Origin of the sequence: Azospirillum doebereinerae (assembly GCF_003989665.1) — a bacterium.
Lineage (GTDB): Bacteria > Pseudomonadota > Alphaproteobacteria > Azospirillales > Azospirillaceae > Azospirillum > Azospirillum doebereinerae.
On record NZ_RZIJ01000001.1, the window covers coordinates 510,388 to 529,370 of the forward strand.

Sequence of the window (18,983 nt, forward strand, 5' to 3'; positions counted from 1 at the left end):
GTGCTTAGTACACGCGGGCCTTGGGCGGGAACACCTGGACTTCGTCGGTCAGGGTGTAGAGGTGGACCGGGCGGTAGTCGAACCGCGTCTTGCCATCCTCGCCCACCCAGATCGCCGTGTGCTTCATCCAGTCCACGTCGTCGCGGTTCGGGTAGTCCTCGCGCGCGTGGGCGCCCCGGCTCTCCGGACGGTTGACCGCCGAATGCAGCGTGGCGACGGCCTGGAACAGCAGGTTGTCCAGTTCCAGCGCCTCGACCAGATCCGAATTCCACACCAGCGAGCGGTCGCTGATGGAGATGTCGTTCTTCTTGGCGAAGGTCGCGTCGATCAGCTTGACGCCCTCGCTCATCACCTCGCCGGTGCGGAAGACGGCGCAGTTGTTCTGCATCGTCCGCTGCATTTCCAGCCGCAGGTCGGCCGACTTGATCGAGCCCTTGGCGTTGCGGATGCGGTCGAACCGCTCCAGCGCCGCGTCGGTGCTGCTGTCCTTGACCGAGGGGGTCTGGCCCGGCTTGACGATCTCGGCGGCGCGGATGGCGGCCGAGCGGCCGAACACCACCAGATCGAGCAGCGAGTTCGAGCCCAGGCGGTTGGCGCCGTGGACCGACACGCAGGCCGCCTCGCCGATCGCCATCAGGCCGGGGACGACCTGGTCGGGGTTCTCGGCGGTGGGGGTGACGACCTCGCAACGGAAGTTGGTCGGGATGCCGCCCATGTTGTAGTGGACGGTCGGCAGGACCGGGATCGGTTCCTTGGTGACGTCCACGTTCGCGAAGATCTTGGCCGTCTCGGCGATGCCGGGCAGGCGCTGGTGGATGACCTCGGGCGGCAGATGCTCCAGGTGCAGGTGGATGTGGTCCTTGTGCTCGCCGACGCCGCGACCCTCGCGGATCTCGATGGTCATCGAGCGCGAGACCACGTCACGGCTCGCCAGATCCTTGGCCGACGGCGCGTAACGCTCCATGAAGCGCTCGCCGTTGGAGTTGGTCAGGTAGCCGCCCTCGCCGCGCACGCCCTCGGTGATCAGGCAGCCCGAGCCGTAGATGCCGGTCGGGTGGAACTGCACGAACTCCATGTCCTGCAACGGCAGGCCGGCGCGCAGCACCATGCCGCCGCCGTCGCCGGTACAGGTGTGGGCCGAGGTCGCCGAGAAGTAGGCGCGGCCGTAGCCGCCGGTCGCCAGCACCACGAGCTGCCCGCGGAAGCGGTGGATCGTGCCGTCGTCGAGGTTCCAGGCCAGCACGCCCTTGCAGACGCCGTCCTCCATGATGAGGTCGAGCGCGAAGTACTCGACGAAGAACTCCGCCTCGTGCTTGAGCGACTGCTGGTAGAGCGTGTGCAGCATGGCGTGGCCGGTGCGGTCGGCGGCGGCGCAGGTCCGGTAGGCCTGGGTCTTGCCGTACTGCGCGGTCATGCCGCCGAAGGCGCGCTGGTAGATCTTGCCTTCGGGCGTGCGCGAGAAGGGCACGCCGTAGTGCTCCAGCTCGATGATCGCCGGGATGGCCTCGCGGCACATGTACTCGATGGCGTCCTGGTCGCCCAGCCAGTCCGACCCCTTCACGGTGTCGTACATGTGGTAGCGCCAGTCGTCCTCGCCCATGTTGCCGAGCGCGGCCGAGATGCCGCCCTGGGCCGCCACGGTGTGCGAGCGGGTCGGGAACACCTTGGTGATGCAGGCGGTCTTCAGCCCCTTTTCGGCCATGCCGAAGGTGGCGCGCAGACCGGCGCCGCCGGCGCCGACGACGACGACGTCATAGGTGTGGTCGATGATTTGATAGGCGGTCGCCATGCTCGTCAGGCTCCGATGAAAATCTTGACGACGGCGAGCACGCAGGCCGCCGCCAGCGCGAAGGACAGGAACTTGACGGCGATCAGCAACGCCAGCTTCTGCCACTCGACGTGGATGTAGTCCTCGATCACCACCTGGAGGCCCGACTGGGCGTGGTGGAAGGTGACCGCCGCCGTGAGGATCATCATGAGCGCCGAGAAGGGCGACTTCATCCAGGCGAGGAAGGCGGCGTGGTCGGCGCCGAGGTGGCGGATCACGCCGAAGACGAACCAGACGGTCAGCGGAACCAACGCGATGGCGGTCAGCCGCTGGCCCCACCAATGCTCGGTGCCGTGCTTGGCGGAACCCAGGCCACGGACATGAGCCAGCGGCGAGCGGAGGGTCTTGGTGTTGGATGCCATGCTCTCTCTCCTCACCACGCGGCCAAGCCGACGATCCACGTCAGCACGGTCAGCACGGCGGCAGCGCCGAGGACGATCTGGTTGGCGCGCGCGGTGTCGGTCAGCTCGAACGACTTGCCGGCGTCCCAGACCAGATGGCGGACGCCGTTGCACAGGTGGTAGTACAGCGCGGCCGACCAGCCGAACAGCAGCAGCAGGCCGAAGAAGGACCCGATGAAGCCCTGGGCGCGCGCGAAGGCCTCCGGGCCGGCGGCGGCGGCCACCAGCCACCACGTCAGCAGCAGGGTGCCGACGCCCAGCCCCACGCCCGTGATGCGGTGCGCGATGGACATCAGGGCGGTCAACGGGAGTTTGTAGACTTGAAGATGCGGGGAGAGCGGCCGACCGCTGCCGTTTGCCATTGCGTCGTCCTCTGTTCGGCGGCCGGTCGCGGTTCAACAGGTACGGTTGCCTCGCCGCGGCGGCTGGGTGGTGCATGCCCTGATTGGGACGGTTGTCCGTCCGATTGGTTGGCGCATTGAATTACGCCCCCGCCGCACCCGAGTCAACGGCGGGGCACCGCGCTGCGGCAATTTTGGGCCGCACGGGAAGTGGCTGAAAAGAAACGGGCTTCCCAAGCCGTGGTATTACCAGCAAGTTCCGCCGTCGGACGACTGCCGTGATGACTGGAGATTGCTATTTGTCGAAGCGCCGCACGTTCTCGACCATCATCGAGTACATCTGGGTGATCAGTTCCGAAGGCCGCAGACGGCCGAAGGGTATGTTTTCCTTGGCCCATTCGACGAGACCCTCGGGCGGCTTGACCGGCGCCACCTCGTAGCCGGCCTTCTTCAGGGCGGCGGTGACGGCCTTCGCCTGCTTGGCGTAGTCCTCGTTGAAGATGGACTTGTCGGCGTCCTTGATCGCCTTGGCGATGATGTCCTCGATGGGCGGCATGCGGAAAGGCTGCGGAGTCGTTGGGCGAAGGGTGGATCCCACCGTGTCACAGCGCGGGCGGCCGCGCAATTCATCGTGAGGCCGCCGGGGCGGTCGTGTTGCAATTCGCACTGAAAGCGCCTAGCTCCTTTCGTCTTGGCTTCGCCTTTTCTTTTGTCAGAAGGACACCGCCGTCATGGGCTACACCGTCGCGGTCATTGGCGCCACCGACAACGTCGGGCGCGAGATCCTGCAAACGCTGGCCGAGCGGAACTTCCCGGCCGACCAGGTCATCGCGCTGGGCACCGACCGCGCGGTCGGGCACGAGGTCTCCTATGGCGAGGACGACGTCCTGAAGGTGCTGGACGTCGCCAAATTCGACTTCTCCACCGTGGACGTCGCCTTCTCACCCGTCGATCCGAAGCTGTCGGCACTGTACGCGCCGCGCGCGGCGACCTCCGGCTGCGTCGTGATCGACATGTCCGGCCATTTCGCCCTGGACCCCGAGGTGCCGCTGGTGGTGCCGGAGGTCAACGCGTCGGTGCTGGCCGGCTACAAGCAGCGCTACATCGTCGCCAACCCCACCGGCTCCACCATCCAGCTGACCCTGGCGCTGAAGCCGCTGCACGAACGCTTCACGGTGACCCGCGCCGTCGTCTCCACCTATCAGGCGGTGTCGAGCGAGGGCAAGGAGGCGATGGACGAGCTGTTCACCCAGACCCGCGCCATCTTCGTCAACGACCCCGTCGTCAAGAGCGTCTTCCCCAAGCAGGTCGCCTTCAACGTCATCCCGCAGATCGACCGCTTCCTCGACGACGGCTACACCAACGAGGAATGGCGGCTGAACGTCGAGACCAAGAAGATCCTCGACCCCAGGATCAAGGTGACGGCGACCTGCGTGCGGGTGCCGGTGTTCATCGGCGACTGCGAGGCCGTCCATGTCGAGACGGAGCAGCCGATCACGGCGGAGGAGGCGTCGGAGATCCTGCGCGCCGCCCCCGGCGTGTCGGTGCTGGACCAGCGCGCGGCCGAGGGCTACATCACCCCGGTCGAGGTGGCCGGCGAGAACCCGGTCTTCGTCAGCCGCATCCGCGAGGACATCACGGTCGAGAACGGGCTGGCGTTCTGGTGCGTGGCCGACAATCTGCGCAAGGGCGCCGCGTTGAACGCGGTGCAGATCGCGGAGATCCTGGTGCGGGACCATCTGGAGGATTGAGGGTTTGGAGGCGTCGTTGCCTCCGCTCCGCAGCCTCCTGCCACGTCTCCATCAGAGTTCCCAGTCCGACGGGGCCACCACGGTGCCAGCACCGCGCCAGTCGGCGCGCCGAACGGGAGAGCCGCCAACTTGGTCGAACCGGTGGGGTTCGGCCGTCAGGCAGCCTGCGACCGCGTCCAGGCCGTCGTCGGGACCGGTGTAGCCATCCGGCCGCCATTCGCGCATCTCGCGGATCAAGGGCGTGTCCCACACCAGCCGGTGGGCCAGCAGCCGGCGGTCGGCCAGCAGGGCGTCGAACGCCTCCTGGATCCGCCGGGCCTTGGGCGTGCGGCTGGCGTGGTCGATCACGGACGCCGCCAGCCTGTCCTTGCGCAGCCGCTCACGCAGCAGGCCGGGCAGGAAGCCGCCGATGCCGTTGGTCTCGACCCGGATCGACGGCAGGTGATGGTCGCCGAGGAAACGCGCGACCTGCCGGCATTGCTGGTCGGCCTCGCTGTCGCAGGCCGTCGGATCGACCCGCAGATACAGCACCCGGTGCAGGTAGAGGCGCCCGTCCTCGCCGCCGAACAGCGCGGCAACCACGCTGCCGTCGCCCCGCGGCGCACCCTCCCCCACCGGGCGGGCGAAGGCCGGGTCCCACCAGCAGGTCGCCGACGCCATCCGCACGCCGTCCAGCGTCAGCACGGCGCGGCCCAGCGCCTCGCGGTAGTCCAGCTCGGCGTCGTAGCGGCCGAGCCTGTCGACGTCGAGGAAGCCGTCCGCGACGTTCACCGGGCGCAGCAGCATCTGGCTGGTGAACTTGTTCGGGCCGGTGGCCTTGCGGATGCGGTTGACGTGGGCCTCGCCGAACCGCTCCTTCCAGGCGTAGCGGCGCCGGCCTGCGTCGTCCTCGGTGTAGACCGGAATCACCTTGCGCGCGAAGCCGTCGAGGAAGGGCCGGGTCTCGCCGGCCTCGGCCCGCGCCTCGTCGGCGTAGATGGTGTAGTAGCTGTGCGGCGTCCCGACGTAGAGCTGCGCGCCGCCCGGGACCAGCACATACTCCAGCTCCGACAGCCGGCTTCGCAGATCGGCGCGCTTGGCGGCGCTGTCGGCGTTGCGCGGCACCTCCACGTCGTCGCAGATCACCACGTCGGCGCGGCTGCCGGTGATGTTGCCGCCGATGCCGGCCGCCGCCATCGACGGGTCGCGCAGTTCCATCGGGCGGACCACGGTGAACTGGTCGGCGGCCCATTGGTCACGGTCGCGGGCAGGCGGCTTCAGGTGCCTGGTGTCGGGGTGGCGCTCCAGGATGCGCTTGACGTTGCGCACCATCTTCTTCGCCAGCTTGAGGTCGGCGGCCAGCACCAGCAGCCGCCGGTTGGGGTCGCGGTGGAGCAGCCACGCCGCGAACAGCCCGACCAGCGTCGACTTGCCCGAGCCGCGAAACGCCATCAGCAGCATGCGGCGGTTGCCGCCCCGGCTTTCCCGCTCCAGCCATTCCGCCATCTCGCGGTGGTGGGTGGGGGTCTTCAGGTCCGACCGGCTGTTCCAGTCATGAACGAAGGCGTGGAATCCCTTGCCCTCCTCCATCACGGGTTCCGTCCCAGGATGTGCCAGCCGGCGCCGTTCGACATCGCCGTCACCGCGTGACCCTGGCCGGTCAGCGCGATGGCCTCGCTGTCGGGACCGCCGCCGCCCTGGGCGGTGACGGTGACCCGGTTCCCGCTGGTGTCGGATTTCTTGACCGTCACCGTGCGGCCGACCGCATGGGCGGCGCCGGGGCTGGGCAGGCGGACCTCGACGGCGCCGCTCCAGGCGCTGACCAGATAGAGCGACTGGTTCAGGTCCGGCTCGAACAGGCCGCTTGCCTCGACGAAGCGCGCGTTGCCGGGGTGGCGGTTGGCGGCGACGATCCACCAGTTCGCCCCGTTCGACACCAGCGTCACCAGATCGTAGCGGTTGCCGAGCGCCACGCTCCGCCCGTCCGGACCCGGCCCGCCGGTCTCGGTGATCGTCAGGACGTTGGCCGAGGCGTCGGTCTTCTTGATCGTCACCGAATGGCCGTTCGCCGCCCCGGCGTTGGGCAGCCGCGCCTCCACCGGCCCGCCATAGGCGCTCATCAGGTAGACCGAGCTGGTCAGGTCAAGATCGACGCGCCCGCCCTGGAGCGGCTCGACATACTCGGTGTCGAAGCGCAGGGCCTCGACGGTGAGCTGGGTGACGCGGCTGTGCTCCAGCCGGTTCTTTTCCGGATAGCCGGCGTTCAGCGCGGTGTAGCGCCCGCCCGAGCGGTCCTGGATCGCCGGCCCGGCCGAAGCCGAGAACAGGTTGAGGATCGAGGTCTCGACTGAGCCGGCCTCCAGCAGCACGTTGGGCACGCCGCCCAGCGATTCGGCGTAGAAGTTGAGGATCAGCGTCTTGTCGGTGACGGCACCGACATGGAAGCAGGCCTGCGCCATGGTCGAGAGATTGGCCTCGCAATCGACGAAGGCGTTGTTGTAGCGGCCCTCCTCGACGAAGAAGCCGCTGCCGGAGATCGGCGCCGACAGCGAATAGACCCGCACGCAGTGGAAGCGGTTGGCGTTGGGCGTGTCGCCCGCCCCGCTCCGCGTCAGCCACACCCCGTGGCGCGACGGCCGCGCCACCAGCACGCGCGCGACGTTGTTCCAATAGCAGGGGAGGTTCGGGTCGGTGTAGCCGTCGAACAGCAGCCCGACCTGCGGATCCCACAGGGTCAGGTCGCTGAGCGTGTTCTGCACGCAGGGGCCGTCGCGCCCGAACAGCCGCACCCCGGCCTTGCCGTTCTCCAGCCGCAGGCCGGACAACGTCGCGTAGCCGTCCGGGATGTGGACCAGATCGAAGGCGTCGGAGGATCCCGCGATGATCGAGGTCTGGCCGGTGCCGCTCAGCGTCTTGCCATAGGCGAGCGTCAGCGTGTTGGTGATGCGGTAGGTTCCCGGCGGCACGTGCACCGCCTTGGCCGAGGTCAGCGCCGCCTGGATCGCCACCGTGTCGTCCACCACCCCGTCGCCGACCGCGCCGAAGTCCTTGACCGACACGACGTCGGACAGCTTGTCGCGCACCGGGCGGCTGACCGCGCCCGTCCCCGGCGGGACGTAGGTGGACAGCGCCTCCTCGTCCACCGGCGGGCGGACGGTGGGGTTGCCGGCGCCGTCGAAGGCCAGCAGCTTGCCCTGGCGGATCGCGCGCCCTGGCAGCAGGGGCGAGGCCGGCAGGTCGGTGTCGGCGTAGCGCAGCATCAGGTCCTGGTCGCCGGCCACCTGCTGCAACCCGGCGGTCAGCCGGTCGAACTCGCCGTTCAACGCGGAGGCCGGGAGCGGCCCGCTGTCGAGGAAGCCGCTGGTCCGCTCGATGGGCAGGCGGCGGCGCAGCAGCACCGCCGTGCCGTTTTCGGGAGCCTGCGCGAAGGTGACGGAGCCGCCCGCCGAGGCGCCGGCCCCCGCCACGGCGTAGCCCGTGTTCTGCAAGGCGGCGCCGAGGAACACCTGAAGGTCGTCGTCCGCGAAGATCGGGAACGGGTAGGTGAAGACGCGTTGCGCCCCGTCGGCGACGTACTGCACGCGCGGGGTGCCGCGCGGGATGGAAAGGGAACTGGTCATCGGTGGCTCCGCGTTGCCGGCGCCGTCAGGCGATGGGATCAGAAGAACTTGCTCATGAACTCCAGCTTCTGCCGGTCGGCGAGCTGCGCCTGTTCCAGCAGGTTGCGACGCTTCACCGCGTCGAGGGTCTGCTGGATCGCCTGCCGCTTGAGCTGGTCGACGGTTTGGGAGTCCTTGCGCTCGCTCTCGGTGTCGTTGGTCAGGCCGAGCAGGATCGCCTCGCCGGAACCGGCGTCGGAACTGACGCCGCGCGCGCCCATGCTGGCGCGGGTCTTGGCGACCGACTGGCGCAGGGCGTCCACCCGGCGCTTCTCTGCCGCGTCCGCCGCCGCTGTCAGCTGGGCAAGCTGGGTCTGCGCGTCCTTGTCCTGCGTCTGATAGGCGGTCTCCTGGCTCGCCCGTAACTGGGCCAGGGTTTGTTCCTGGCTGGCCTGATAGGACTCCATCTCCCGCGCGCGGGCCTGCTCGGCGGCGATGCGGGCGGCCTCGGCCTGCTGGCGCTGAAGCTCCTGCTCCTGCTGGCGCAGCAGATCCTGGCGCGCCCATTCGCGGGCCTGTGCCTCAGCCTCCAACTGCGCCTGCTGCTGGCGCGCCGCCGCCGCCGCCGCGGCGCTGCGTTCGGCGGCGGTGCCCTCCTCTTGGTACTTGCGGTCGAGCGCGGCCTGGGCGGCGGCGGCGGCGGCGGCCTCCTGCTGGCGCTGGTACTCCAGGGCCTGCGCGGCGGCGGCGGCTTTCGCGGCGTCCTGCTGGCGTTTGTACTCCAGCTCGGCGGCGGCCTGGGCGGCCGCCTGCTGCTGCGCGGCGGCGCTGCCGGAGCTGTCCGACACGCTGCGCACGGTGTTGAGGACCGTCCCCGCCAGCGGCAGGGCCGTCGTCACCAGGGGCGTGATTCCACCCATCAGTCGTTCACCTTCATGTCCATGGTCACGGAAAGCAACGTGAAGGGCAGCGGCGCGTCCTGCTCGATGCGCCACAGCGGCACGTCGATGTCGCGCCGCCAGCCCAGCGCCCGGATGCGCCGGTCTCCCGACACGCGCGGCGGCACCCCGTCGGCCGGTTGCGGCCCCAGCCGGTGCAGCGGCAAATCCTGAAGCCCGCGCCCGAGATCGACGCGCAACGCCGCCGTGTCCTCCAGCCGGAAGGTCACGGCGACCAGCCGCACCCGGTCGGCCCCGGCCCCCTGCCCGACCAGATTGGCCGGCAGGGGCACGATGCGGTGGCTGTAGGGCAGCCCGGCCTCGACGTGGCGGGCCGGCGGCGACAGGGTGACGCTGCCGGCCTGCACCATGGCGGGCGGACGGGCCACGCCGTCCGCCAGCACGGCGACCGTCCGTCCCTCCAGATGGCCGAGGCCGGTCCAGACGGCGGTCGGCTCCGTCCTGTCGGCGACCACCGCCGCGTCGAGGTTGAGCGCGTCGTCGAAACGCTCGATGGTCCAGGTCCCGGCGCGGTCGACCAGCAGATAGACCTCGTCGCCGACCACCGCGACCGAGCGCACCGCGCCGTCCGTCTCCAGCCGGGTCCAGGCGGTGACCGCCTCGGTCCGGTAGACGGTCAGCGTGCAGAGCGAGCCGTCCTCCATCGCCACGAACAGCAGGCGGCGGGTCTGGTCGTAATCCTGGTCGCGCGGGTTGACCACCAGATGGCGGGCCAGCAGCGCCAGATCGTTGGCCTGATAGGCGGCCTCGGTGTCGGTGTAGAGGAATTCGCGGATTTCCCGCCGGTTGCGCGGGACGAACAGCGTGGCGCCATCCACGTCGCGCGGCGGGATGTTGCGGTCGACCGGCGAGCCGATGCGGGTCTGCCGGTTGACCTGGATGTTCTGCGGGGTCAGCGGGTCGCCGGTCACCATGTACTCGGCGCCCGAGGTGAAGACCTGCAGATGCCGGCCGGAGAACACCGCGCGCACGGCGTTGACCTGATCGGACAGGATGCCGAATTCGATGGCTTCGTCGTCCAGCCCGGTGCCGAGGTCGAAGTTCCAGATGTCGGCGGAGCGCGAGAGCCACAGCCGGTTGGGCAGGTCGCGCGACCCGCCGATCACCAGCCGGTCCTGGTGGAAGGCCGCCGACACCGGCCAGCCGCGCAGGGCCGAGAAGGACTGCTCCTCCCAGTCGGTGGTCGCCGCCGTGTCGGCCAGCGCCTCCTTCGCGGTGGCGTTAACCTGGGTGGCGGAGACCACGCCGGTGACCAGCAGCTGCTTGTCCTTGATGCGGATGCGCGTGCCGTCGTGGCGCTGGTCGAACACCGGGGCGGACGCGGTGACGGTGACCGCCCCCGTGGTCCCCGAAGGCGTCAGCGTCACCGCCGGGTCGCCGAAGCGGTAGAAGGGCAGCCGGACCAGCTCGTCCTTAACCGCATAGGCCCAGTCCGACAGCGTCCAGGCGCCCCCGGCGCTGCGGGTCAGCGTGCGCGGCGGGACCTCGGGGTGGCAGACCAGCAGGGTGTCGGCGCTCTGCGTCCAGGTGATCTGGGCCAGCTGCGCGGCGGTCCAGGGCGACTCCACCGTGGCGACGCGCGTGGCTCCGCTGTGGATGTCGATCCTTCCCGCCGAGAAGGCCAGCAGATAGGTCTGCTCGGTGTTGTACTCGAAGGCGACCAGCCGCCCGTCGCCGCGCGCCAGCCCGGCGAAGGCGAGGCCGGAGCGCCGGGTCACCCCGCCGGTCGGGTCGATGAACAGGTTGCGCAGCGCCAGCGCCCCGTTGTCGTAGGCCCGCAGATCGCCGCGCCCGAGCAGCCGGCGCGAGATCTCGCCGGCCGTGAAGTTGGTCTTGACCTGTTGCAGCCGTCCCATCGGAGCCTCCTTTCCCTCAGCTTCTGGCGTCGATCAGGGTGAAATCCTCGAAGCCCGGCTGGTTGTCCTGCTGGGCGTCGATCTGGCGGGCGCGGCGGAACTCGGCCTCGGCCAGCGAAGCGAGCAGCTCGGCCCGGCTGCTGCTTTCCGTCAGGGGAATGCAGAATTCGGCGGCGAGCCGGGCGATCAGCGCCTGGTCGAAGAAGGCGGGAAAATCCTCCTCTGCCGGGCGCCCGATGTAGGTCAGGGTGACGCGGTCGGAATCGCAGTGCAGCGTCCGCCCGAGGATGCGGTAGCCGACGCCCCGTCCCCGCCCGTCGCCGCCCGCCCCCAGCGCCCGCAGGAAATCGGCGGGAAGCTGGAAGGCGTTGGCGTAGTCGGCGACGGGCTCGACCGCCAGACGCGGCAGGCTCGCCTGCACGGTGGCGAAGCTCCAGGCGTTTGCGGACAGCAGCCCATCCCGCGCCGGGCCGTAGAGCGCCGAGGCGACTTCCGCCTCGGCCGAGCCGTCGTCGAAGGAGGCGATGGCCGTCGCGCCCACCTTGATGAGCGCGCGGCCGCACAGACCGATGGCGGTGAGGGCCATGGCGGAAATCTCCGGAAAGGGTGGAAAGGGGAATCAGGCGAACTCGGCCTGCATCCAGGTGCCGCCGGACGCCGGCAACTCGAAGGCGAGGCTGGAGGTTTGGCCGAGATGCGCGTCGAACCAGTCGCCCGCCGTCACCGGCAGCCAGGGCGTGATCGCGTTGGGCAGGACGTTCCAGTCCGTGCCGTTGCCGCAGCACCGCATCACCGTCCGGCCCGGATACTCCACGCCGCCGTTGCGGCGGATGGTCAACTCCCGGCGGCCGTTCATCGCGGCCGACACCTCCAGTTGCACCGACAGGCGGACGAAGCGCGCCCAGGACGGCGTGACCACCCGCGTCGGCGTCTCCGGCCGGAAGCAGCCGTCGCTGTCCCACACCACCGCGCTCCACACAATGCGGCCGCCGGCGTTGGGATCGCCGAGGCCGGGACCGAACATTTGCGGTTCGGCCAGCGTCAGCAGGCAACCGCGCAACGGCCCCTGCGCGCCGAAGCGGTCGAGCTTGGCCTTGTCGGCGGCGCTCATGAAACCGTCGGCCCCGGCGCTGGCCACCGCGTGCGACGCCCCGCCGCTCCCGGCATGGGAGGACGGGGTGCCGTCGAGGATGCCGAAACCGGAGAGCGTGCGCGGCGTGTTGCGGATCTCCGCCCATTCCACGAAGCCGGCGTCGAAGGTCGGCGAGGCCAGCGACACCAGCGCCACGTTGCCGTTGGCGTCAAAGGCCAGCGCCTTGCCCGCGCGTTCCGGGCTGCTCGGCAGCCGGGCCGACAGCGACGGGCTATCGCCTTCCGGGAAGCGCACCGACCGGTTGGCCGCGTCCTGCGCCTGCTGGGCCAGCAGCGCCAGCCGGTCGAACGCCTGGTCGGCCGTCACACCCGGATAGCCGTGATCGCCCGCCGCCATCGTCCGGACGATGACCACGCTGTGCCCCGGCGGCGGCGGGGCTGGAAAGACCACCGTGCCCCCGCCGGGCGCGCCCACGCCGGTGACGGTGTAGTGGGTGTTCAACACCTGCGCCGTCTCCGCCCCGGTCACGGCCGAACGCAGCGTCACCGTCAGGTGGGCGGCGTCGAGGATGCGGAACCCGTAGGCGAAGGCGACCCGGACGCCGTCGGCGGCGTGGCTGTCCCGGCATCCGCTGGTGAGCACGCTCATGGGGTGGTCCTCAGTCGCTGTTGGCGGTGCCGAAGGGGGTCAGGTTGGCGAGATCCACCACCCCGGCCGCGTTGGTGGCGACGACCAGCACGCCGCCGGACGGCGAGCCGCCGACCGCGCAGTTGGCCAGCACCATGTCGCCGACCCGCAGCAGGTCGCTGGCGCCGTTGAAATAGCCGGTGGTGTCCACGTCGGCCGCGAGGTCGGCCGTGGTGTAGTGCCAGAGGGTGAAGCCGTTGGCGTAGGCGAGCACGCTCAAATCCTTGGACGCGTAGGCCATGGATGGTGTCTCCGGAAAGAGGGGAATCGGTGTGGGGTCGGCAAGTCTGTGCGGGCGCAGGTGCGGTTGCCCCCCTCCCTAACCCTCCCCCGCGTTGCGGGAGAGGGGACTGCCGCCGAACGCCGACAAGCGTCCTGCCCCCTCTCCCGCCGAAGGCGGGGGAGGGATGGGGAGGGGGCACGCGAAACTGAGCTTTCGCCTCAGCTCTCCAGGCAGCGCAGGGTGACGACCCCGGCCGTGTCGATCAGCGCGGCGCCCTGGCTCATCATGTTGTTGACGAAATGGGCGGCGCGGTCGCCGTGCCAGCTGATGTCGGTCTTCACGTCGGCGCCCGCCGCGTGGGCGACCGCCGTCTTGTGGTACCAGTGGCACAGCCGCACGTTGCCGGTCGCCTTCAGCCCGGAATGCGGGATCCACAGCGTGCCGAGCCAGCGCTTGGCCTGGGTGCCGCGCCAGGGCAGTTCGTCCGGCCCGACATAGTCGCTGCTGGCGAACTCCTCGATCCCGAGAAGCTGGCTCCACTGCTTCCAGCCGACCACCGCGAAGCGCTGGCCGTCGTCGGGCACGTCGGATTCGCCCAGGATCTCGAAGGCCTCCAGCACCTTGGAGCGGGTCAGCCCGTCGGTGTCGCCGCCGGCGAAGCGGGTCGAGGTGTTCAGCTCGGCCAGCAGCAGTTCGTCGGTCTTGCGGCCCAGCGCGTAGGCGCCGGCCCCGGCGATGATCTGGCGCTCGTCGATGTTGGTCTTCAGCTCGTCCAGCCGGTCGACCCAATCGCCGGCGTAGAAGTCGTAGAGCGGGCATTCGACCGGTGTGTGGTCCAGGTTCATGACCGGGACGGCGCCGTGGCGCGACTTGGTCGAGGCGACGCCCTTGCCCACCTTCTGGAAGACGGTGGAGGCGCCCTGCACGTTGTTCTTCGTGCGGACCGTGTTGCGCAGCTTGGAGCCCATGCGCTGGTAGGCCTCGTGGACCTCGCGCTCGAACTGCTTGACGAACGCCTCGGCGATCGTGGTGGACATGGGAGATGATTCCTTTCGCGTTCCTGCGGATCCCGTCCAGGGGAAAGGTCGTCCCGCCACCCGGTTGTCGGTGTCGCTTGGAACGCAACCGGCCGCGGGCGGAACGCGAAAAAGAAAAGGGCCGGCCGGGCCTTTCGGTTGTCCGGCCAGCCCTTTTCAGGACAGGCTTGAGGGGAGGTTGGCAAAGCGTCGAAGGCGGAAGGTCTTGAGGGGGGGGAGACCCGTCGCCTTGACAGGAACCGTTTTAGGATTTTCAGCCCATCAGATCAAGGACTATTTTCATAAACGCGCGGCGGCCCTCAGTGCCGGACCGGTCCCGCCAGCCAATGGCTGACGATGGTCTCGGCCTGGACCGGCGAGCTTTCCGGGTGGTGGTAGCGGTAGACGGTGACCGCCGCCTCCAGCGCGTAGCGTTCCGGCTGGCCGCAGCGGCACAGGCCGCTGTAGCAGCGCTGCACCGCGTCGCGGCAGGCCGGCGCGTCGAAGGGAGGCGGCTCGTCGCCGAGATAGCGGGGATCGGTCATTGACGCTCATCCTCCTCGTCCAAGGGCACGCCGTAGATCTCCAGCCGGTGCCCGACGATCTTGTAGCCGAGCTCGCGGGCGATGCGCTCCTTCATCGCCTCCAGCTCCGGGCTGGCGAACTCGATGATCCGGCCGGTGCGGGTGTCGATCAGGTGGTGGTGGTGGTCGGCCGACGCCTCCTCGTAGCGGGCGCGCCCGTCGCCGAGATCGACGCGCTCGATCACCTGCGCGTCCTCCAGCAGCCGCATGGTCCGGTAGACCGTGGCGATGGAGATGCGCGGGTCGATGCTCGCCGCGCGGCGATGAACCTCCTCCACGTCGGGATGGTCGTCCGCCTCCGACAGCACCTGCGAGATGACCCGGCGCTGCCCGGTCATCTTCAATCCCTTTTCGACACACAACGCTTCCAGCCGCGACGTCATCGGAACGATACCTTGGTCTTTGGTTTCCGAAACCCCATCATACTGAAAACCGTTCGCAATCCCAGCGCGGTGTTGACGCGACGCGAAAGTCGCAACAATCGAATGGAGGACGCACGAACATGATTCGCAACGCCATCGCCCCGGCCCTGATCGCCCTCGCCACCCTGGCGGCCCTGCCCGCCGCCGCCCAGCAGCCGGCCCAGCCGGCCCCGGCTCCCGCCGCGCAGGCCGCCGTCGCCGACGCGCAGGGCAAGGCGCTGGGCACCGTCACCTTCACCAAGTTTCCCCATGGGATCGTGGTGCACGGCCAGTTGGAGGGCCTGACGCCGGGCTGGCACGGCCTGCACATCCACGAAAACGGCGCCTGCACCCCGAATTTCGCGGCGGCGGGCGGCCATTTCGGCGCGGCCGGGTCCAAGCACGGGCTGGAGGCGCAGGCGATCCACTACGGCGAGCTTCCCAACATCTGGGCCAACGAGGCCGGCAAGGCCGGGTTCGAGGCGATCACCCACATGGTCTCGCTGACCGACGGCGCCGACGGCCTGTTCAAGCAGGGCGGCACCGCCATCGTCGTCCACGCCCAGCCCGACGATTATCTGAGCCAGCCCGCTGGCAACTCCGGCGACCGCATCGGCTGCGGCGTCATCAAAAAGAGCTGACGCCAAAGGGGTGCGGCCAATCGACACAGGCGCCGCCACCCGGCCGCACCCCCGCCCGCCCTTCCTTGTCCCAGCGGCGCACGCCTGCCTCCCACCGAGTTTTCTTGCCAAAACAAGCCGTCCGCCCTATGTGTGCGGAGTCGGATGGCACCAGGACCGCGCCCTTGTCGGTGCGCCGCCGCCCGACGGCTCCGCGCCATCCCGCCGCGGAGCGCGCAAGCCCGGCCGCTCCCTATTGGCGCGGCCCCCATTCTGGTGACCAGGACCATCCCTATCCATGACTGAATTCTCCGGCCTCGGCCTGATCGAGCCTCTTCTGCGCGCCGTCGCCGAGGAAGGCTACACCACGGCCACGCCGATCCAGGCCGGCACCATCCCGCTGCTGCTGCAGGGCCGCGACGTTCTCGGCCTCGCCCAGACCGGCACCGGCAAGACCGCCGCCTTCACCCTGCCGATCCTCCAGCGCCTGTTCGAGAACAAGAAGCGCGTCGCCGCCAAGGCGCCGCGCACGCTGATCCTGACCCCGACTCGCGAGCTGGCCCTCCAGATCGGCGACAGCTTCGCCACCTACGGCAAGCATCTGCCGATCCGCCGCACCGTGATCCACGGCGGTGTCGGCCAGAGCCCGCAGATCGCCGCGCTGACCCGCGGCGTCGAGGTGCTGATCGCCACGCCGGGCCGGCTGCTCGACCTGATGGCGCAGAACCACTGCAAGCTCGACGCGATCGAGGTCTTCGTCCTCGACGAGGCCGACCGGATGCTCGACATGGGCTTCATCCGCGACGTCCGCAAGGTGGTCGCGGTCATGAACAAGCAGCGCCAGACGCTGCTGTTCTCGGCCACCATGCCCGAGGCGGTGACGGAGCTGGCGAACAGCATCCTGTCCAACCCCGAGCGCATCGAGGTCACGCCGCAATCCACCACGGTGGAGCGCATCAATCAGAGCGTTCTGTTCGTGGACCGCGCCGACAAGCGCCGCCTGCTGGCCGACCTGCTGCTCGACAGCAAGGTCGCGCGGACCATCGTGTTCGCCCGCACCAAGCACGGCGCCGACCGCGTGGCCGAGCATCTGAAGAAGGCCGGCATCGCCGCCGACGCGATCCACGGCGACAAGTCGCAGTCGGCCCGCGTCCGCGCGCTGGAATCCTTCCGCGCCGGCGAACTGCGGGCGCTGGTGGCGACCGACATCGCGGCGCGCGGCATCGACGTGGACGGCATCAGCCACGTCATCAACTTCGACCTGCCGAACGAGCCGGAAAGCTACGTCCACCGCATCGGCCGGACCGCGCGGGCCGGCACCACCGGCAGCGCGGTGTCCTTCTGCGACCATGAAGAGGTCGGCTACCTGAAGGACATCGAGAAGACGATCCGCCAGCCGATTCCGATCGACAACACCCACCCGTTCCACGCGGTGGAGGTGGCGCAGATCCACGCCTCGTCCAAGCCGCCGCCCCGCCCGAAGGCGCCCGGCAGCAACCGCAACCAGAACCAGGGCGGCGGACGCGGCCAGCAGCAGCCGGCGGCCAACCGTTCGGCCGCCCCGGCGGGCAAGCCGGCGCAGCCCCGTGCGGCCCAGCCCAAGCCCGCGCAACCCAAGCCCGCCCAGGCCCGGCCGCCCCAGGGCACCAAGCCGGCCAGCCACCCGCAGGCCAGCAAGACGCCCAAGCCCGGCGCCCAGCAGAACCGCCACGACCGGCGCCCGCAGGCCCACGCCGCGGCCACGCGCCCGACCGGCGGCGACACCCCGCTGAAGAAGAAGACCAGCGCGGCGTGATCGCGTCGTAGGAACCAACAGAAAAAGGCCCCGTCTCTCGCGAGACGGGGCCTTTTTCATGACCCGGCTTCCGCTCAGCCCTGCGCTTCGGCGGCCAGCGCCTGCTTCACCGCCGGACGGGCACCGACCCGCGCCGCGAAGGCCTCCAAATTCGGCCAAGGCGTCAGCGGAATGCCGATGCGCGGTGCCCAGCCCAGCACGACGAAGGCGTAGGCGTCGGCCACCGTGAAGGTCTCGCCGGTCAGGTAGGGCTTGCCCTCCAGATGCCGGTCCATCGCGCCGAACTTCGCCGCCAGCGTCTGCTTGGCGATCTCCTTGTAGGCGTCGGGCGTGTTGGGGCGGAACAGCGGGCTGAAGGTCTTGTGCAGCTCGCTCGACACGAAGTTCAGCCATTCCAGCACGCGGTAGCGCCCGATGGTGCCGACCGCCGGGATCAGGCCGCTGCCGGGCGCTTGGTCGGCGATGTACTGCACGGTCACCGCCGCCTCGGTGAGGATTCCGCCCTCGTCGAGGCCGAGCGTCGGCACCTGCCCTTTCGGGTTCACGGCCAGGAAATCGCTGCCGTCCTCCAGGGTTTTCTTCGCCAGATCGACCTTCACGAGGTCGAAGGGCAGCCCGGCCTCGCGCAGGACGATGTGCGGCGAGAGCGAGCAGGCGCCGGGCTTGTAGTAGAGCTTCATGATCTTGGTGTTCCCACGGGGATGAGGGTGGTCGACGCCCCTACAGCTAGCGCGCCCGGCCCCGCCGGACCAGCCCTTCCCGTCACGCCGCCTCGCCCAGCCGCCGCCCGGTCGTGGCGTCGAAGAAATGCAGCGCCCCCGGCTGCGGTGCCACCGCCAGACGGTCGCCTTCGCGGCAGGACGGCAGGCCGGCCATGCGGATCACCAGCGATTCCCCATCCGGCAGCCGCCCGTAGACCACCGTGTCGGCGCCCAGCGCCTCGACCAGTTCCACCAGGATGGACGACGCGCCGGGGGCGGCGTCGAGCGCCAGATGCTCCGGCCGGATGCCCAGCTTGACGGCGCGGCCGGCGTCGGCCGGGCGCGGGCGGTCCAGCGGCAGCACGGCTCCGCCCGGCATGGCGACGGCCCGCCCGTCGGCGTCGAAGCGGGCGTCCAGCACGTTCATCGGCGGCGAGCCGATGAAGCCGGCGACGAACAGGCTTTCCGGCCGCTGGTAGACCTCCAGCGGCGTGCCGATCTGCTCGGCGACGCCATGGTTCATCACCAGGATGCGGTCGGCCAAGGTCATTGCCTCGACCTGGTCATGGGTGACGTAGAGGCTGGTGATGCCCAGCCGGTCCTGCAAGCGCTTGATCTCGACGCGCATCTGGGTGCGCAGCTTGGCGTCGAGGTTGGACAGCGGCTCGTCGAACAGGAAGGCCGAGGGTTCGCGCACGATGGCTCGGCCCATGGCGACGCGCTGGCGCTGGCCGCCCGAGAGCTGGCTCGGCCGGCGGTCGAGGAAACGGCCGAGCTCCAGGATTTCGGCGGCCTTGGCCACCCGCGTCTGGATCTCCGGCTTGGGGATGCCCCGGATCTTCAGGCCGTAGGCCATGTTGTCGAAGACGGTCATGTGCGGGTAGAGCGCGTAGTTCTGGAACACCATCGCGATGTCGCGGTCCTTGGGGTCCAGCTCGTTGACCACGCGCCCGCCGATGGCGATCTCGCCGCCGGTGATGCTCTCCAGCCCGGCGACCATGCGCAGCAGGGTGGATTTTCCGCAGCCGCTCGGCCCCAGAAGGACGAGGAACTCGCCGTCGCGGACAGCGACGTCGATGCCCTTGATCGCCTCGACTTGGCCATAGGATTTGCGAACGTTTCGGATGTCTACGGTTGCCATGTTCTTCT

The 18,983-nt window shown here is 69.7% G+C and carries 19 protein-coding genes; 3 read left to right on the forward strand and 16 right to left on the reverse strand.

The features are described from left to right. Positions 1-4 precede the first annotated feature (4 nt). The 4 genes from sdhA to EJ913_RS02310 all read right to left on the reverse strand — a co-directional run bounded on the left by sdhA (position 5) and on the right by EJ913_RS02310 (position 3,126). Positions 5-1,789, reverse strand: coding sequence for a succinate dehydrogenase flavoprotein subunit (sdhA, locus tag EJ913_RS02295; RefSeq protein WP_126994360.1), 1,785 nt, complete (start codon positions 1,787-1,789; stop codon positions 5-7). 5 nt (positions 1,790-1,794) lie between these two features. Continuing rightward, positions 1,795-2,190 carry a succinate dehydrogenase, hydrophobic membrane anchor protein gene (gene sdhD / locus EJ913_RS02300; RefSeq protein ID WP_126994362.1) on the reverse strand — a complete coding sequence of 132 codons (396 nt, stop codon included), beginning with the start codon at positions 2,188-2,190 and terminating at the stop codon, positions 1,795-1,797. An 11-nt stretch (positions 2,191-2,201) separates the two neighbouring features. After that, positions 2,202-2,591, reverse strand: coding sequence for a succinate dehydrogenase, cytochrome b556 subunit (gene sdhC / locus EJ913_RS02305; protein WP_126994364.1), 390 nt, complete (start codon positions 2,589-2,591; stop codon positions 2,202-2,204). A 274-nt stretch (positions 2,592-2,865) separates the two neighbouring features. Further along, positions 2,866-3,126 (reverse strand): hypothetical protein, encoded by a 261-nt coding sequence (locus EJ913_RS02310; RefSeq protein ID WP_126994366.1) that lies wholly within the window; start codon positions 3,124-3,126, stop codon positions 2,866-2,868. 175 nt (positions 3,127-3,301) lie between these two features. On the opposite strand from EJ913_RS02310, the gene EJ913_RS02315 reads away from it, so the two are divergent. Then, the gene (locus EJ913_RS02315) at positions 3,302-4,321 is read left to right on the forward strand and encodes an aspartate-semialdehyde dehydrogenase (RefSeq protein WP_126994368.1); all 1,020 of its coding nucleotides are present in this window, start codon (positions 3,302-3,304) and stop codon (positions 4,319-4,321) included. Between the two features lie 51 nt (positions 4,322-4,372). Here EJ913_RS02315 and terL read toward each other — a convergent pair whose 3' ends face one another. From terL to EJ913_RS02365, 10 genes are all read right to left on the reverse strand, one after another. After that, positions 4,373-5,890 (reverse strand): phage terminase large subunit, encoded by a 1,518-nt coding sequence (terL, locus tag EJ913_RS02320; protein WP_126994370.1) that lies wholly within the window; start codon positions 5,888-5,890, stop codon positions 4,373-4,375. Beyond that, positions 5,890-7,920, reverse strand: a complete 2,031-nt coding sequence (locus EJ913_RS02325; protein WP_126994372.1) for a glycosyl hydrolase family 28-related protein — start codon at positions 7,918-7,920, stop codon at positions 5,890-5,892. The genes terL and EJ913_RS02325 overlap by 1 nt, the downstream gene beginning before the upstream one ends. Positions 7,921-7,958: 38 nt before the next feature. Beyond that, positions 7,959-8,819, reverse strand: coding sequence for a hypothetical protein (locus EJ913_RS02330; protein ID WP_126994374.1), 861 nt, complete (start codon positions 8,817-8,819; stop codon positions 7,959-7,961). After that, entirely contained in the window at positions 8,819-10,714 is a 1,896-nt protein-coding gene (locus EJ913_RS02335) for a phage tail protein (protein WP_126994376.1), read from the reverse strand. Before EJ913_RS02335 ends, EJ913_RS02330 begins: the two co-directional genes overlap by 1 nt. Before the next feature lie 16 nt (positions 10,715-10,730). Beyond that, positions 10,731-11,300, reverse strand: a complete 570-nt coding sequence (locus EJ913_RS02340; protein ID WP_126994379.1) for a phage connector family protein — start codon at positions 11,298-11,300, stop codon at positions 10,731-10,733. 33 nt (positions 11,301-11,333) lie between these two features. After that, a complete protein-coding gene (locus EJ913_RS02345) occupies positions 11,334-12,455 on the reverse strand; it encodes a hypothetical protein (protein ID WP_126994381.1) in 1,122 nt (373 codons plus the stop codon). Positions 12,456-12,465: 10 nt separating this feature from the next. After that, positions 12,466-12,735 carry a hypothetical protein gene (locus tag EJ913_RS02350; RefSeq protein ID WP_126994383.1) on the reverse strand — a complete coding sequence of 90 codons (270 nt, stop codon included), beginning with the start codon at positions 12,733-12,735 and terminating at the stop codon, positions 12,466-12,468. A 200-nt stretch (positions 12,736-12,935) separates the two neighbouring features. Next, a complete protein-coding gene (locus EJ913_RS02355; protein ID WP_126994385.1) occupies positions 12,936-13,754 on the reverse strand; it encodes a phage capsid protein in 819 nt (272 codons plus the stop codon). Between the two features lie 299 nt (positions 13,755-14,053). Continuing rightward, the gene (locus tag EJ913_RS02360) at positions 14,054-14,278 is read right to left on the reverse strand and encodes a hypothetical protein (protein ID WP_126994387.1); all 225 of its coding nucleotides are present in this window, start codon (positions 14,276-14,278) and stop codon (positions 14,054-14,056) included. Next, positions 14,275-14,700 carry a Fur family transcriptional regulator gene (locus tag EJ913_RS02365; RefSeq protein WP_126994388.1) on the reverse strand — a complete coding sequence of 142 codons (426 nt, stop codon included), beginning with the start codon at positions 14,698-14,700 and terminating at the stop codon, positions 14,275-14,277. Before EJ913_RS02365 ends, EJ913_RS02360 begins: the two co-directional genes overlap by 4 nt. 119 nt (positions 14,701-14,819) lie before the next feature. Between EJ913_RS02365 and EJ913_RS02370 the strand changes: the two genes are divergently transcribed. After that, complete coding sequence (locus EJ913_RS02370) at positions 14,820-15,359, forward strand: superoxide dismutase family protein (RefSeq protein WP_126994390.1); 540 nt, start codon at positions 14,820-14,822, stop codon at positions 15,357-15,359. Positions 15,360-15,636: 277 nt separating this feature from the next. Further along, positions 15,637-17,133, forward strand: a complete 1,497-nt coding sequence (locus tag EJ913_RS02375; protein ID WP_126994392.1) for a DEAD/DEAH box helicase — start codon at positions 15,637-15,639, stop codon at positions 17,131-17,133. 74 nt (positions 17,134-17,207) lie between these two features. Here the strand turns inward: EJ913_RS02375 and gstA are convergent, their stop codons facing one another. Further along, entirely contained in the window at positions 17,208-17,813 is a 606-nt protein-coding gene (gene gstA / locus EJ913_RS02380) for a glutathione transferase GstA (protein WP_126994394.1), read from the reverse strand. An 82-nt stretch (positions 17,814-17,895) separates the two neighbouring features. Then, on the reverse strand, positions 17,896-18,975 hold the full coding sequence (locus EJ913_RS02385) for a sn-glycerol-3-phosphate import ATP-binding protein UgpC (protein WP_126994396.1): 1,080 nt from the start codon (positions 18,973-18,975) through the stop codon (positions 17,896-17,898). Between the last annotated feature and the right edge of the window lie 8 nt (positions 18,976-18,983).

Bases quoted from the DNA above. Each gene is read 5' to 3' on its own strand.
- sdhA (WP_126994360.1), bottom strand. From the start codon at position 1,789: ATGGCGACCGCCTATCAAATCATCGACCACACCTATGACGTCGTCGTC.
- EJ913_RS02360 (WP_126994387.1), bottom strand. From the start codon at position 14,278: ATGACCGATCCCCGCTATCTCGGCGACGAGCCGCCTCCCTTCGACGCG.
- EJ913_RS02345 (WP_126994381.1), bottom strand. From the start codon at position 12,455: ATGAGCGTGCTCACCAGCGGATGCCGGGACAGCCACGCCGCCGACGGC.
- EJ913_RS02375 (WP_126994392.1), top strand. From the start codon at position 15,637: ATGACTGAATTCTCCGGCCTCGGCCTGATCGAGCCTCTTCTGCGCGCC.
- EJ913_RS02385 (WP_126994396.1), bottom strand. From the start codon at position 18,975: ATGGCAACCGTAGACATCCGAAACGTTCGCAAATCCTATGGCCAAGTC.
- EJ913_RS02365 (WP_126994388.1), bottom strand. From the start codon at position 14,700: ATGACGTCGCGGCTGGAAGCGTTGTGTGTCGAAAAGGGATTGAAGATG.
- EJ913_RS02340 (WP_126994379.1), bottom strand. From the start codon at position 11,300: ATGGCCCTCACCGCCATCGGTCTGTGCGGCCGCGCGCTCATCAAGGTG.
- EJ913_RS02315 (WP_126994368.1), top strand. From the start codon at position 3,302: ATGGGCTACACCGTCGCGGTCATTGGCGCCACCGACAACGTCGGGCGC.
- EJ913_RS02370 (WP_126994390.1), top strand. From the start codon at position 14,820: ATGATTCGCAACGCCATCGCCCCGGCCCTGATCGCCCTCGCCACCCTG.
- EJ913_RS02335 (WP_126994376.1), bottom strand. From the start codon at position 10,714: ATGGGACGGCTGCAACAGGTCAAGACCAACTTCACGGCCGGCGAGATC.
- sdhC (WP_126994364.1), bottom strand. From the start codon at position 2,591: ATGGCAAACGGCAGCGGTCGGCCGCTCTCCCCGCATCTTCAAGTCTAC.
- EJ913_RS02350 (WP_126994383.1), bottom strand. From the start codon at position 12,735: ATGGCCTACGCGTCCAAGGATTTGAGCGTGCTCGCCTACGCCAACGGC.
- EJ913_RS02325 (WP_126994372.1), bottom strand. From the start codon at position 7,920: ATGACCAGTTCCCTTTCCATCCCGCGCGGCACCCCGCGCGTGCAGTAC.
- gstA (WP_126994394.1), bottom strand. From the start codon at position 17,813: ATGAAGCTCTACTACAAGCCCGGCGCCTGCTCGCTCTCGCCGCACATC.
- EJ913_RS02355 (WP_126994385.1), bottom strand. From the start codon at position 13,754: ATGTCCACCACGATCGCCGAGGCGTTCGTCAAGCAGTTCGAGCGCGAG.
- sdhD (WP_126994362.1), bottom strand. From the start codon at position 2,190: ATGGCATCCAACACCAAGACCCTCCGCTCGCCGCTGGCTCATGTCCGT.
- terL (WP_126994370.1), bottom strand. From the start codon at position 5,890: ATGGAGGAGGGCAAGGGATTCCACGCCTTCGTTCATGACTGGAACAGC.
- EJ913_RS02310 (WP_126994366.1), bottom strand. From the start codon at position 3,126: ATGCCGCCCATCGAGGACATCATCGCCAAGGCGATCAAGGACGCCGAC.
- EJ913_RS02330 (WP_126994374.1), bottom strand. From the start codon at position 8,819: ATGGGTGGAATCACGCCCCTGGTGACGACGGCCCTGCCGCTGGCGGGG.